Annotated in this window: 14 protein-coding genes; 6 read left to right on the top strand and 8 right to left on the bottom strand. The window is 57.5% G+C overall.

Annotated features, from left to right (window positions below; genetic code table 11):
- From VL197_15700 to VL197_15665, 8 genes are all read right to left on the bottom strand, one after another.
- Positions 1-636, bottom strand: a 636-nt coding sequence (locus tag VL197_15700; protein ID HUJ19429.1) for a HAMP domain-containing protein, incomplete at its 3' end; no start/stop codon positions are given.
- A gap of 110 nt (positions 637-746) precedes the next feature.
- Positions 747-1,610 (bottom strand): phosphate/phosphite/phosphonate ABC transporter substrate-binding protein, encoded by an 864-nt coding sequence (locus VL197_15695; GenBank protein ID HUJ19428.1) that lies wholly within the window; start codon positions 1,608-1,610, stop codon positions 747-749.
- A gap of 284 nt (positions 1,611-1,894) precedes the next feature.
- Positions 1,895-4,063 (bottom strand): Cache 3/Cache 2 fusion domain-containing protein, encoded by a 2,169-nt coding sequence (locus VL197_15690; GenBank protein ID HUJ19427.1) that lies wholly within the window; start codon positions 4,061-4,063, stop codon positions 1,895-1,897.
- A gap of 290 nt (positions 4,064-4,353) precedes the next feature.
- On the bottom strand, positions 4,354-5,205 hold the full coding sequence (locus VL197_15685) for a UbiA-like polyprenyltransferase (GenBank protein HUJ19426.1): 852 nt from the start codon (positions 5,203-5,205) through the stop codon (positions 4,354-4,356).
- A 117-nt stretch (positions 5,206-5,322) separates the two neighbouring features.
- Complete coding sequence (locus VL197_15680) at positions 5,323-6,225, bottom strand: patatin-like phospholipase family protein (GenBank protein ID HUJ19425.1); 903 nt, start codon at positions 6,223-6,225, stop codon at positions 5,323-5,325.
- A gap of 57 nt (positions 6,226-6,282) precedes the next feature.
- The gene (locus VL197_15675; protein HUJ19424.1) at positions 6,283-8,895 is read right to left on the bottom strand and encodes an AMP-binding protein; all 2,613 of its coding nucleotides are present in this window, start codon (positions 8,893-8,895) and stop codon (positions 6,283-6,285) included.
- A 263-nt stretch (positions 8,896-9,158) separates the two neighbouring features.
- Positions 9,159-9,425 carry a hypothetical protein gene (locus tag VL197_15670; GenBank protein HUJ19423.1) on the bottom strand — a complete coding sequence of 89 codons (267 nt, stop codon included), beginning with the start codon at positions 9,423-9,425 and terminating at the stop codon, positions 9,159-9,161.
- An 81-nt stretch (positions 9,426-9,506) separates the two neighbouring features.
- Positions 9,507-10,421, bottom strand: coding sequence for a M28 family peptidase (locus tag VL197_15665; protein HUJ19422.1), 915 nt, complete (start codon positions 10,419-10,421; stop codon positions 9,507-9,509).
- A 238-nt stretch (positions 10,422-10,659) separates the two neighbouring features.
- Between VL197_15665 and VL197_15660 the strand changes: the two genes are divergently transcribed.
- The 6 genes from VL197_15660 to VL197_15635 form a co-directional block, all read left to right on the top strand.
- Positions 10,660-10,974, top strand: coding sequence for a carboxymuconolactone decarboxylase family protein (locus VL197_15660; GenBank protein ID HUJ19421.1), 315 nt, complete (start codon positions 10,660-10,662; stop codon positions 10,972-10,974).
- 59 nt (positions 10,975-11,033) lie between these two features.
- Positions 11,034-11,264 (top strand): ferredoxin, encoded by a 231-nt coding sequence (locus tag VL197_15655; protein HUJ19420.1) that lies wholly within the window; start codon positions 11,034-11,036, stop codon positions 11,262-11,264.
- Between the two features lie 15 nt (positions 11,265-11,279).
- Complete coding sequence (locus VL197_15650; protein HUJ19419.1) at positions 11,280-11,501, top strand: thioredoxin family protein; 222 nt, start codon at positions 11,280-11,282, stop codon at positions 11,499-11,501.
- A 237-nt stretch (positions 11,502-11,738) separates the two neighbouring features.
- Positions 11,739-12,359: a GDSL-type esterase/lipase family protein gene (locus VL197_15645; GenBank protein ID HUJ19418.1), complete on the top strand. Its 621-nt coding sequence runs from the start codon at positions 11,739-11,741 to the stop codon at positions 12,357-12,359.
- Positions 12,360-12,457: 98 nt separating this feature from the next.
- Positions 12,458-13,186, top strand: a complete 729-nt coding sequence (locus VL197_15640) for a response regulator (protein ID HUJ19417.1) — start codon at positions 12,458-12,460, stop codon at positions 13,184-13,186.
- 350 nt (positions 13,187-13,536) lie between these two features.
- A partial coding sequence (locus VL197_15635; protein HUJ19416.1) for a hypothetical protein occupies positions 13,537-14,028 on the top strand: 492 nt, incomplete at its 3' end.

Raw genomic sequence — 14,028 nt, 5'->3', positions numbered from 1 at the left:
CCTCTCCACCATGGCCTTTATCGCCGAGAACAGCTCCCCGATCTCGTCCTTGCCCGCGGACCCCACGGTCTGAGAAAGGTCTCCTGACGCCACCTTCCCTACGATGCCGTTCAGCCGCGCAATGGGCTTCAGCGCCATGGTGCGGAACAGGAAAAACACCATCACCGAGATCAGGGCCATCGTGCCCAGGGAGAGCGCGGCGATGATGAGATTGGAATGCGCCAGCGACGTTCTTACGTGATTGGTGCTGATCCCTATCTTGACCATCCCGATGGTTTCGCTGCCCTGCATCACCGGGCTGGAGAACTCAATGATGCCTGTTTTATCTGCCACCTCCGCTTTTTGATGGGTCAGCTGGTTGCCGCCCTTGTCCTGGATGACCGCATAAACGATATCAGGATCGCCCTTTGCGATGTCCCGCGCATAGTTTTCGAGATAGGAGAAATTAAAGCTGAGGATCGGTTCGGCGGCGATGCCTGACACGAACTGCGCCAGGTTATTCCCTTTCCCGTTTATTTCGGCAAGCAGAATGCTTTTCTCATGGGCATTGATGATCGCTCCCATTGCCGAAAAGACCAGGATGAGAACCGACAGGATGCTGACGAGAAACTTGCCGGTCAATTTCCAACTCTGCATAAAAGCAAACCCCATAGGCCCCCCAACCATATCCCGTATACCGCCGGAACGGCTTTTGATGACGACGCCGGGTCCGCCACCGATGCCGGACGCCGCCGCTCTACGATCGATCAGAACGCGCCGGCCAATTTTGCCGCTTTCCGAAGCTCATCATAGTCCTTGTCGGTCACGTGAGCGAATCCGGTCAGCCGTGCTGCACCGAGGATCTTATCGTTAGCGGGATCGTTCGGCTTAAGCTTGAACAGAGCGGCCTTTATCTTCGCCTCGGCTGCCTTGTTCAGCCTGGGGGTCCCGAATAAAGGCCAGTTCGGGAAATAGTCCGTATAGCCTACGACCCGCAGCTGCGACAGGTCCACCTTGTCCTTCATCTTGTCCAGGTCATCCTCCCGGATGCCGCCGGCGTCAGCAGCCTTGTTGAAAACAGCCATGGTCACGTTGTCATGCTTCTTGGCAAAGGGCAGCGTGGTGAAGTCCTTCTCGACATCAAGTCCTGCCTTGCTCAGCAGCAGCATCTGGAAAACGTAGCCGGCAGCGGAATCCTTGTCCACGAAAATGAGCTTCTTGCCCTTGAGGTCCTGGATCTTGTTTATTCCGCCGTCCTTCCTGGCGATGATGATGCCCCGGAACCGGGTGCCGCTCTTTGCTTCGGAGGATACCGCAAGGGGCTCAAGGTTTGCGTTCTTCTTCAATTGTACATAGACCAGCGAATTGGCAAACCCGATATCGATCTGCCCTGATGTGACCGTCTCTTTAAAGGCCTCGAAGTCCTTCGGGATGACGAGACTCACCTTTTCCCCTATCTCCTTCGAAAGGTATTCCGCCAGTGGATTGAACATGGCGTGAAGTTCCATCGCGCTTAGGCGCGGCAGGATTCCGAATCGAATCTCGGCCGACGCAATCCCCGGCTGGAACCAAACAAGTCCCGCAACGAAAAGCATGAGCGCTGCAACGGTCGTTCCCAATCTGATTTTCATAGTTCCCCCTGATAGTGTTTATTCACCGCCTTGGAATTATAAATATTAACATGCCAAAGAACAAGGATGAAGGACATCCGTGTGCAGTTTTTTGCCCTTTTGCATGTCAGAAATCTGCGAACTGACGCTCCCGTGACGTGCTTGCGAGCAAGAGGCAGAAGTATTATTGCGAGGCCACAGAGAGCGCATTCACATCGGCGACATCTTCTTTTCAGGCCTGCAGACAGCTGGGGATAATGGAGCTCTGAGTCTGCTGCACGATCCTGTACTTAGCGGCACGCCCTTTAGAAGCGCTCATAGTCATTCTGATGATAGGGTCTCTTGCCGTTGCCCCCATTTCCATTCCCGCCGGAACCCGCGCCTGCATTGTCTGCGGAAACTTTGACCGTACTCTCCGCCTTTCCGATCGAGATAAGCTTATCATATGCCCGGGCATGTCCGCCACTACGGGCCAGAAGAGCCTCATTGCCCGCGGTGATCGAGCCGGCCTTGTTCTTCGACAGGATGTCCGCAAGACCCTTTCCTTCCTCCTGCTCTTCACCTGTTTTGAAGAACGCTATGGACTCCTGCAGCTGAACCGACTGAGAAGCCAGCTCCTCGGCAGTCGAGGCCGTCTGTTCCGCCGCTCCGGCATTCTGCTGGATCACCCGGTTCAGCTGCTCGATGGCCGTATAGATCTGGCCCGCTCCCGTCGTCTGTTCTTTGCTTGCCGCGTTGATCTCCTGCACGAGCTCCGCCGTTCGCTCGATGCTGGGGACCAGCCGGGCAAGCATCCTGCCGGACTGCTCGGCGACCTCGACGCTGGTCGTCGAAAGTCTCGCGATCTCGCCGGCTGCGGCCTGGCTCCGTTCAGCCAGCTTGCGGACCTCGGCAGCCACGACCGCGAATCCCTTGCCGCTCTCCCCTGCACGCGCCGCCTCGATCGCCGCATTCAGCGCGAGCAGATTCGTCTGGCGGGCGATCTCCTCGATGATCGATATCTTCGACGCGATCTCCTTCATGGCCCCGACCGTGGCAGCCACGGTCTTGCCGCTTTCGGCGGCGTCCACAGCGGATTGGAGGGCTATTTTTTCGGTTTCCGCGGAATTGTCGGCGTTCTGCCGTATGGTCGCGTTCATCTCCTCCACCGACGAGGATGCCTCCTCGGCAGAGGCCGCCTGTTCGGTAGCGCCCTGCGACAGCTGTTCCGCTCCTGCGGACAGTTGCTGGCTCCCGGATGCCACGTTCCCTGCGGATGCCTTTACATCGGCAACTACGGACCTGATGCGGTCGGACATGTTCTTCATGGCGGACAGCAGCTGGCCGATCTCGTCCTGCCGGTCGACCTGCATTTCCCTCGTCAGGTCCCCCGCCTCGATCGATCGCACGAACTCGACCGTTTTCCGCATCGGTGCTGCTATCAGTTTCCATGACAGGAAGTAGATGACGCCTATCAAAACAGCGACGACGAGGACCCCCGCGCCCAGGAAGAAATTTCTTGCGCGAGCCGTCTCTGCCGCGAACTCATCGGTGTACATGCCCGCGCCCACGACCCAGTTCCAGTTGTCATAGGAATCGTAGACGACGACCTTTTCCCGCGCGCGGGTCTCGTTTGTTTCGGCATTCATCCAGGGGTACCGGATGACCCCGTTCTTCTTTTCAAGCATTTCCCTGATGAAGGCATGTCCGGCGGCATCCTTGGAGTCCAGGATGTTCTGCCCTTCCTTGTACGGATGAACGGCGAGGTTGCCGTAGGTGGACCCTTTCTTCGCATCAAGAACATAGAGGTATCCTGAGTCCCCCACGCGCACGGTGCGTATCTTATCCTTGAGCGCCTTCAGATTTTCCGTGAAATCGATGCCGATGAAGAAGATGCCGATGACGGCGCCGCGTTCGTCCTTGATCGGCACATACTTCGTCATGTAATCCTTGGAGAACAGGGTCGCCTTCCCGGTATAGTTCTCGCCCTGGAGCAAAAGGGCATATCCGGGATGCTCCTTGCCGAGGAACGTCCCGATCGCTCGGCTCCCGTCCTGTTTCTTGAGCGAGGTGGCGATCCTGACGAAATCATCGTCTTTTCTGGCGAAGATCGTGGCAACGGCGCCAGTGACGCCGGAGAATCTGTCTATGCGGTCGTAGGCAAGATTCTGGACACTGCCGCCTGCCCGGAGAACAGGAGTGTCAACGTCGCCGATCCGGACCGTCTTCGCGGTGACCATCGTCATTTTCTCGGGGTAATAAGAAATGAACACCCGGGAAAGGTCGTCCACATTCTGCCGGAGGCTGCTGTCATAGGTCGCGATCATGTCCTTCACCAGCTGGACCTTGGTTTTCAGCTGATCCAGCATTTTCCGCTCGAGCAGAGAGGATGTGTACCGGTCAACCAGGAACGTGGATGCGCTGAATGCCAGAAAAACGATGACGCCCAGGATGATCACCAGCTTTGTTCCTATGGACGCGCTGTGCAGTTTCATAACGGGACCTCCTGCCGTAAATCCTTTGCCCTCCGAGATGGTATGGACAAACATCCAGGGCTTTTTTTCGTCATGACAATGACGTGTGCATTTATAATAAGCAATATTTATGCTTATGGCATTTTGAAGGAAGTTACTGGAAAAGCACGGATAATATGCATCATTGGGAAAAGTGAATCAGGAAATTGTCCGGATTCCGACGGGCAAGAGTCGTAATTCGGATTATCGAGACGAGGAGACGGGTCATGCCGGATGCGGACAACCTGGCAGCAGGCGGGAAAAGCCGGGTTCTATACCAGAACGTCAAGAAGGGTGAACAGGAAGATCGTAACGCTGATATATCCGTTCATGTTGAAGAAAGCGATGTTCAGCTTGGACAGATCGCCTTCCCTTACAAGTGTGTGTTCGTAGAGAATCAGGAATAGGGCGATAACGATGCCGGTGATATAGAGCCGTCCCAAGGGCAGCAGGACGGGAAGGCAGAACAATGCGACCATCGTGAGCGCATGGGACACACGGGAGATCCAGAGCGAGCCCCGGACGCCGAACCGCTGCGGGATCGAGTGGAGCCCCGCATTCCGGTCGAAGTCCATGTCCTGGAGGGCATAGAGGACATCGAACCCGAGGAGCCAGAACAGCACGGCCGCGCCGAGCACCAGGGCGGGTGCTTCAAGCCGGCCGGTAACAGCGATCCAGGCCCCGATCGGGGCGAGGCAGATAGCCAGGCCCAGGAACGCGTGCGACAGAAAGGTGAAGCGCTTGGTGTAGGAATAGAAGAAAACGATCCCCAGCGCGACGGGTGAAAGCGCAAGGGAGAGCGGATTCAGCATGGCAGCCGCGAAGACCAGCACCATCGAGGATATTGCCGTGAACAGGACCACCTGGGCGGGCGTCACTAGGCCCAGGGGCAGCGCGCGCGTTTTCGTCCGGGGATTCGCGGCATCGAACTTCCGGTCCGCCCAGCGGTTGAAGCCCATCGCCGCCGACCGGGCGCCGACCATGGCCACGGCGATCCAGAGGATGGTCCGCACCGGGGGGAGCCCCTTCGCGGCGAGCAGCGCGCCGGTGAAAGCGAAGGGCAGCGCAAAGACAGTGTGTTCGAACTTGATCATCTCGAGGATGATCCGTATCTTTTTCAGCATGGCTCCCTTTCCCAAAGGCAAAACGCCGTCCCCGGACCTCCACCGATAACGCGGATACATGCGGTAAAGGGAACGCATCTCTATCCGGTGTTCAGGCGGCCGGCCGCGTCCTCATGATCATTGAACTGGCGACTTCTTCTTTCCCCACTCCTCGATTTTTTTTCTGATCTCCGGCATGGCCTTCTGCGCGGCTTCTATGCCGGCCTGCATACACCGCTTCTTCTGGGTAAAATCAAGCATGGCTACGTTGCCCACAGACGGAGCGATCAGCACGTCTGCATCCCGCTTCCTGAAGCCGATATTCTCGCTGAACATGATGTTCACCGACTGGAGAACCACATCGATCAGGTTCGTGATGTTGAAATTGATCATGTTCTCGCTGATGTCCACGGCGATCACGATGTCCGCTCCTTTTTCGCGGGCCACCGAGATCGGGATATTATCCACCACGCCGCCGTCCACGAGCAGCCTGCCCTGATGCTCGACGGGGTTGAAGACGCCCGGGATCGCGCTGCTGGCCCGAACTGCCCGCGCCACCGGTCCGTGGTCGAGCACCACGCGCGTGCCCCGGTTCAGGTCTGTCGCGACCGCGGCAAAGGGAATCTTCAGATCTTCTATGTTCGCCACCGAGACCTTCGCCTTCACGAACTCCTCGATTCGGTCCCCTTTGACCGGCCCCATCGTGGTAAAGGCGGAAAAGACCGTGAAGTCGAAGACATTGTCTTTTTCGAGCGAAAAAGCCGTCCATTCCAGTTCGAAGCTGTTCAGGTCCGATGCGTAAATCGCGCCGATCAGGCTGCCCACGCTCGTGCCGACGATCATGTCGATCGGGATCTTCTCCTGCTCGAGGGCGCGGATCACGCCCACATGCGCGAACCCGCGCGCAGCCCCTCCGCCGAGCACGAGCGCGATCTTTGGCCTTGGCAACTCGGGCGCCGTCGGCGCCTTCGCCGTTGCGCAGGCGACAGCCAGAAGCGCTGTCATTGATAAAAACAGCAAAAGAACTTTGTTATGCTTCACTGCCGCTCTCCTTGCTTGCCTGCTTCGCATGACGCAGCAAAATGATATCATCGCCCCTCACGCATCCCGTTCGTCCAGGAGATGTACCACCTCGCCATACAACTTCCTGACGATCCCTTCATAGTCCATGTCCCCGGGATAGACCGGTTTGCCGAAGACAAGGCTCACGCGCGCCGGACGGGGGAATCTCATGCCCGTGGCCAGCATGGCATAGGTGCCGCGGATCGCCACGGGGATCAGCGGTACGTTCAACTCCCGCGCAACGATCGCGACGCCTTTCTTGAACTCCTTGATCCTTCCGTCCCGCGACCTGCCGCCCTCCGGGAACACACACAGGATCTTGCCCTTGCGGAGCACATAGGCCGAGAGCTGCAGCGCGCCGTGGAGCCTGGCTTCCATGTCCACCGGGATCACCTGGACCAGCTTCCCGATCCTCGATGTGACCGGGCCCCCGAAATAGTCGATGGTACCGAGGAAAAAGGTCTGCGAAGCCTGCGCCCAGGGCATGGCGGCGACGACAGCCGGCGCATCGGCGAGGCTGACATGATTGGGGGCTATGATGAAAGGGCCGCTCTGGGGCAGGTTCTCGGTACCCCGCACCGAGAGACGGTTGTACGTGCCGAAAATGAGCCCGAGCGTACTCTTCAGAAGATGTTTTCCCAGTCTGCACGCGGGTCCGGGGTCGAGCTGCAGCGTCTTTCTCAGCTCGTCCGCAGGCTCAAGCGACAGGATCTCGGACCAGGAAAGCCGGACCCCTGCGCCCGACTGCACGGCTCCGGATGTGATCAGGTCCTGGAGACCGAGCACCGCATCTTTTACGGTAAAGATCCCGCTGCCAAAGGTTTCCGGCAGGACGATGCCGAAGGATTTTTCGATGCTCACGACAAGCTCGACGCGGGCAAGCGAATCGAGCCCGAGGTCCAGTTCCAGGTTGTCGTCGGGAACGATATTCTTTTTCTGCGAGAACGGCTCGAGGCAGAGGAGCAGCTTCTTTGCCACCGGCGTCGCAAGCAGGCCGGCGTCGGGCTCGGCCGTGCGCTTTTCCGACCGCTCGCCGCCCTTCAGGTACATCTCCCTCACGAGGCTCCGCTTCAGCTTGCCAAGCCGCGTGACCGGCAGGGATTCCGCAAAGACCTTGAGCCCCGTGATCCGCTTGTAGGGAGGAAGGTCCCTGGCGATGTCCTCGATCGCAAAGGCGATGGTCTCGCGGGAATTGGACAGGCTCATTCTGCGAAGATACTCGAAGTCCGGCACGACCGCCGCCTCGATCCCCCGCTCGGTCTCGACGAGGCAGAGCTCTTTGATGGATGGTATCTGTTTATAGAACTTCTCAAGCTCCTCGGGGAAGATCTTCTTGCCCGTGGAGAGGACGATCATTTCCTTGGACCTGCCGGTCACAAAAAAATAGCCGTCCCGGTCGCGATATCCCAGGTCCCCGGTGAAGAACCAGCCGTTCCTCAGCACGTCGGCGGTCTCCTGCGGTTTCCCGTAATAGCCCAGCATCACGTTCGGTCCGCGCACCGCTATCTCGCCGTGGCCCGTTTCATCGGGGTTCACGATCATGACCTCGACGTCCGGCACCGGGATGCCGATGGAGCCCGCCTTCTGTCTCGTGAGCGGGTTGAACGAACAGACCGGCGAGGTCTCGGTCAAACCATAGCCTTCGATGACCGTGAAGCCCAAACGGGTCATGTCCGTGTACACATCCGGCTCCAGCCGGGCCCCTCCCGACGCGAGAAGCCTGAGCGCGGGCCCGAAGCGCTGGTGCACCCTGCCGAAGACCCTCTTGCCGATATTCACGCCAGCAAACCTTCTGAGGAGGCCGTTCACGGAAAGGAACAGCGCGACCAGAACGCGCACCGGCGCCGGTTTCTTCCCTATCTCGTCGAAGACCGCGCGGCGCAGGCCCGCGAACAGCTGCGGCACGCCGACCATGATGCTCACCCCTGTTTCCCTCATACAGGCCGTGATGTCCGGGCCTTTCAGGCTGTTCAGGAGCGTCACCGACGCGCCCGTCGACAAGGGAAGCAGCATGCAGCCCATGGCCGGGTAGGTATGGTGCAGGGGGAGGATGCAGAGCATGGTGTCTTCGCTCAGCACCAGCTTCAGCAGCATCAGGCTCGAGATATTCGCGGCAAGGTTCCCGTGGGAGAGCATGACGCCTTTCGGATCACCGGTTGTGCCCGACGTATAGAGAAGAACGGCGAGATCGGAGGCCACGGGCTGCGGCGGAAGCGCCCTGTCCCGGTGGGCTGTCAGCATGTCCTGAAAGGAGATGCCGGGGCCGGGGTCGAAGGACAGGACCGTGAGGCCATGCTGAGAAGGAAGCTTTTGCCGGGTAGCGGAGGAGATGAACACCGCCTTCGCCCCGGAGCTCCCGAGCAGGACCAGCACCTCCTTCCCGGTCAGCTGAGCGTCCAGAGGCACGATCACCGCGCCAAGGCTCACCACGGAGAGATAGGCGATCATCCACTCCGGACGGTTTTCGGCCAGAAGGGCGACGCGGTCTCCCTTCCCGATCCGGTATCCGGCAAGCTCGTACGCAACTGATGCGACACTATCGATCAGGTCCCGGTAGGTGTATTCCTGGTAGCGGTCTCCGGCCTTCATCCGGACCGCGATCTTCCCGGGATTTCGCGCTGCCGCCTCGCTGATTCTGGTAAGGATCATAGTACGTCTCTTCCCGAACGGTTCTTTTCCGTAAGCTCCAGGTCAGGCTCTGTTCCAGGCAAAAAAGATGATACGAAAAGATGCGATGAGGAAATGAGGCAGACGAGCGTATGATTAAGAATATATTGGCGGTTTCGGATTGTCAATGAAGAATTCGGCGGCCGGACCCCTATTCAGGAAAACTGCTGCACGGTCCCGGAAGGGTTCATCTTCCCTCAACAAACCTTGTTGAAACTGATCATGGGCTGCTTCCCTGGAGGACGTCAATCCCTGGTTGCCTTCTTGATGTCCTGCCCTGCCTGCTTCCAGCCCTCTTTGGCGGCCTTATCGATCGCCTTCGCATCTTTCTTGGCCTTCTTATGGACCGCCTTGACACCCTTTTTGGCGTTCTTGTCCACAGCCTTGGTCACCTTTTTCATGCCCTGGTGGACTTCCTTGAAGCCTTCCTTGGCCGACTGTTCATCTTCGGCAAGAACGCCTGAAGAAGAAACTCCTATGAACAACGTCAAAAGCAGTATGACTTTTCTCATTGCATCCTCCACGAATTACTTCAAAACCGAGATACCTTACACCGGAGGAACGCCGATTGTCAACAGACCGTTACCGCCGTCTCAGACAGAGGGTGCCCCGGGATCATTGCGTTTCCGCCCTTCTTCGGACTGGTGCTGCCATGACTCTATGGCCGCGGCCAGCCCCTGGACCACGAGGGCCATGCGTTCGTAATCGAGCGTTTCAGGCGTGTCCGTAGGCTTATGATAATGGGGATTGCGGTAAAAAGCCGTGTCCGTGACCATGAAAGCGTTGTAGCCGAAGCGGTTGAAGGACCAGTGGTCGGAAAAATCGATTCCGAACACGATAGGCGGCGCGTTCAGGGTGACTGCCGGAAGGTCGACGGCGCCTCGGAAGCCAGCAGCGATTGCCTGCGTGAACGATTTCGACCGCATATTCCCGACCAGGGCGATATAGTCGCCGCGGGAGGGATATTTCAGCCTGAAGAACGGCAAGGGATAGGATTGGGAACGCGGCCTGTCATTGAAATATCCTATCATCTCGAGGCAGATCATCCCCTTGACCGGCACCCGGGCTGCGCTGAGACTTTGGGCGTAATGATGGCTCCCCATGTTATGCGATCGATAGACCGGCGACTCCTCCAAAGCGAACGCCACGAATTGAATCGTATTGGGCAGGCGTTTTCCCGCGAGAGCCTTTGCCAGCGCGAGCAGGCCCGCCACGCCGCTCGCATTGTCATCGGCGCCGGGAGTGGTCCGCACTGTGTCGTAATGAGCCCCGATGACCAGGACTTCCCCGGGCGAAGTTGCGCCCGCGAGCTCCGCGATGATGTTCTGATAGGTGTTCCCGCGAAACGCGAAGGGCTGCCGGGTGACCTGATAGCCGAAGGACTGGAATTGATCGGCGATGAACCGGGCGGCCTCGCCCATCTTGTCGATGTCGAGGTATGTTCGAACGCCGATATGCTGCGCAAGGGCGGTCACCGCCTCGCGCAGATAGAGGACACGTTCCTGCATGAGTAAAGCCTATCACACCGGCGGAAGGCATGTCAATTATTGAGATGCCTTTCGGGTGCTCGGGCCACGAAACCTTCTCGGCTATAATAGTAATTATTTGGTAATACCCTTACGTTCGTTGCCACTTGACTCTTCCCTGCCGTTCGCATACACTGGAACATAAGCGCGTCGCCGGCCAAGATGAACAACTCTGCGTTCTGCGGCTTGCCCGGGCTTTCACATGCTGAAGGAGGGTTCGATGCCGAAACTGCCGAAGCAGTACACGACGATCAGGAGCAAATACAAAGGCCTCGTAAAGGCCTTGGAAAACCTTGGCCGGGCCGCAAAAGCAGCAGGACCCCTGAACAAAAAGGTATCCGAGCTGGTCCAGCTCGCTGCAGCCGCAGCCGTGCACTCGGAGGGCTCGGTCCACTCCCATGCCCGCAGGGCCCTGGCAGCCGGCGCGAAGCCCGAAGAGATCCGCCATGCGATCGTGCTGCTCACGAGCACCATCGGGTTCCCCAGGGTCTCTGCGGCCCTTTCCTGGGCCGAGGATGTGCTGGAGAAAAAATAGCGGGTCAGCCGTACGCTGCTCCCCGCATAATACATAAACCAACTCTGCGAGGTGTTCCAATGGCAAATGTCAAGGTAACGATCGACCGTGATCAGTGCATCAGCTGTGAATCATGCTGGGCTACGTGCCCCGAAGTCTTCGAACAGAACTCCGTGGACAGCTGGAGCCAGGTGGTGGCCAAGTACCAGGTGGGCAACGATCCCGCTGTGGGTTCCTTTCCTGACAATCTCAAGGACAAGGTACAGGAAGCGGCCGACGCCTGTCCTGTCGCGATCATTCACGTAGGCTAAGCCCGCAGACAGCGTATGTCGTTAAAGATCGACGTTTACCTGGCCGAGATCTGCGGCTCCTATCACCAGCTCCGCCAGAACATCGACCAGGCGATCGCGGAGCTGGGCATACAGGCCGACGTCGCGTGGCATACGACAGACTACGACGATGCGGTCAGCAGGAACATCAAGGGCTCCCCGTCGGTCTGGATCAACGGCGAGGACGCGTTCGAGGGCGGTACGCCCGGCATTCTGTGACGGACCTACCGGGACGAGTCCGGGCGACTCAAGAACGTGCCGTCGATCAATATGCTGAAGCACGCGATGACCGGCAAGAAGAGGCCCTAATCTCTGCTGTGCCAATACGGCAGAGTAACGCCTGGAGTACTGCTGACGGACGATCGCGGGACGTCCATGGGATCCGCTCATTCTTCCCGTCCTTGTCATTCTCCTGCTGCTCCCGGAGAAAGGTCCGGAGGCGAGCTGAGAGCGGATATGAAGAATATCATCCCCTCCAGGGCATCGAGACGTCTCCTCCTGCTTGTTGCCTGCATCTGTCTCCTGATACCTGGCATCCATCTCTCCCAAAAGGCCATGTCAAAAAAAATCGTATTCATCGGCGACTCGCTGACCGAGTGGTTCGACTGGCAGACACGGTTTCCTCACGATGAGGTGACCAATCTGGGAATCTCCGGCGAGCCGATCGAAGGCCTCCTTGATCGGAGAGAGTCTATCCGGTCGAGGGTCCAGGACCCGGATTACATCTTCCTGATGACCGGGATCAACAACATCGGAATGGGACAGTACGAGATTAATTCTTCCTACCGGGAGATCGTGCGAAACTTTACCACATGGTATAAAAGATCACGGCTCGTGGTCCAGAGCATCCTGCCCGTTGAGATCCCCGGCATCAACAACAATGTCATCGTTCAGACGAACCGGGAACTCGAGCAGATCACGCGTGAGTTCCACGCGGAGTATCTCGATGTCTACAGCCGCTTTGTCGATTCCGAGGGCAATCCCAGAAGCGAGTTTCTGCAGGACGACGGAGTACACCTCAGCAGCGCTGGATACCGGGTATGGTCGAACGAGGTGGAGCGGTTTCTAACGCGTTGATGCCGTTATAGATCTGGTTGCCGGATGACACGTGCTAATCACAATGTTCATCCGTTTCGTCAGACCGGCTGAGTTTCTGGAATGACGCGAGGCGAATCATGGAGCGGGAAAAACGATCAATCCTGGTTGTCGACAGCAGCGCCTCTTCTATTTTCTATGTATCAATGCTGCTCAGGGAACTCCGGTATGCCGTCCGGAGCGTGCGAACCGGTGAAGACGCTCTGAGTGCGATAGCCAGTTCTGCTCCCGCGGTCGTGATCACGGATGCTGTCCTCCCGACGATGAGCGGCGTCGAACTTCTGAAACAGATAAAGAACAATTTGAGCCTCCGATTCATCCCGGTAATAATTACTACCGCCGACACAAGCACCGCGTCCAAGGAAGCCTGCACGAAGGCAGGCTGTGCCGCTTATTTCATGAAACCCGTCGATCCGGAAGCCCTCTACCGCGCAATCCAATCCGCCACGGAAGCCACACCCCGGCAGAAAATACGGATCAATACCGCGCTCAAAGCTCGGATCGGCCCGGGAGAGGCCGGCGGGAAGACCAGGATCGAAGAGGTGACCTCGCTTTCCGAAGGCGGTCTCTACCTGAGTACGTCGGCACCCGCGCCGGTCAACGACCTTGTACCGCTCACGCTGCTCCTCCGCAACCATGAGATCGAGGCGACCGGTGTCGTCCTCTACAGTTCAGCGCAGGCCGGGGGGTTGCATGCGGTCCCCGGGATGGGTATGAAATTTACGAAGATAAGCGCGGAAGATGTTAACCTTATACGCGACTTTATCAGGGCCGAGGTGATGAGGGACCTTGAAGGCCGGAAGGCGTGAGCGACTGGGGGCCGAAGAGACGTCAGAGGGAACCTAAAGGTCGACGCCATTTAAAGGCCTCCTGCATAAGGGTCAGGCTCGCTCAGAAGCGAAGAATTACGATGCAAACATGCAGTGCAAGAACCTTCCTGAAGATGTTGAAGTTTCCAACTAATGCAACACCTCAATTCCCAACCTGTAATCGATAACGCATCTACCCACATTTATTAAACATTTACAATGAAATGCCGATAAGTAAGTATGAACTATTGGAGAATTGTGCTGATGTTCATCAGCCTCTGTTCTGAAAACAGGATAATTAAGCATCGTCAGCAAGATAAGCCATCAATGCGGCTGAAGAAGGGTTCACCATGAAGATCGGAAATATTTCCATCAAATGGAAGCTCTCGGTCCCTATTCTTTTTCTTGTTGCTGTAGGCGTCATAATCACAACCCTGATCACCGGATATAATACCGAATCCATCGTCCTGAGCGAAGTCGAACATTCCACGCTCTCCGGTTATCGTGATACCATCCTGAATACGCTCACAACGATGATGCATTCGAATAACTATCAAGAGCTCAAAACCCCGTTCATGGAACAGATGCGAACCCTTGTCGATCTGCGGGTTATCAGATCCGACAGTCTCGACAAGGATTTTGGGAAGAAAGACGCTCGAGAGTATGCCAACGACGCACTGGATAAACAAGTCATCGAACAAGGCGTCTCGAAGGTGGTCATCGAAGGTGAAGCAATCCGCGGCGTCTTCCCCTACATTGCAAAAGAAAAGTTCATGGGAAAGAACTGTCTTTCCTGTCATAACGTAAAAGAGGGGACCGTCCTCGGCGCCATCAGCATCAAG

The organism is Nitrospirota bacterium, from assembly GCA_035516965.1.
Classification (GTDB): Bacteria; Nitrospirota; UBA9217; order UBA9217; family UBA9217; genus MHEA01.
The sequence above is the reverse complement of the archived record's forward strand: the minus strand, read 5'-3'. Positions and strand labels throughout refer to the sequence as shown.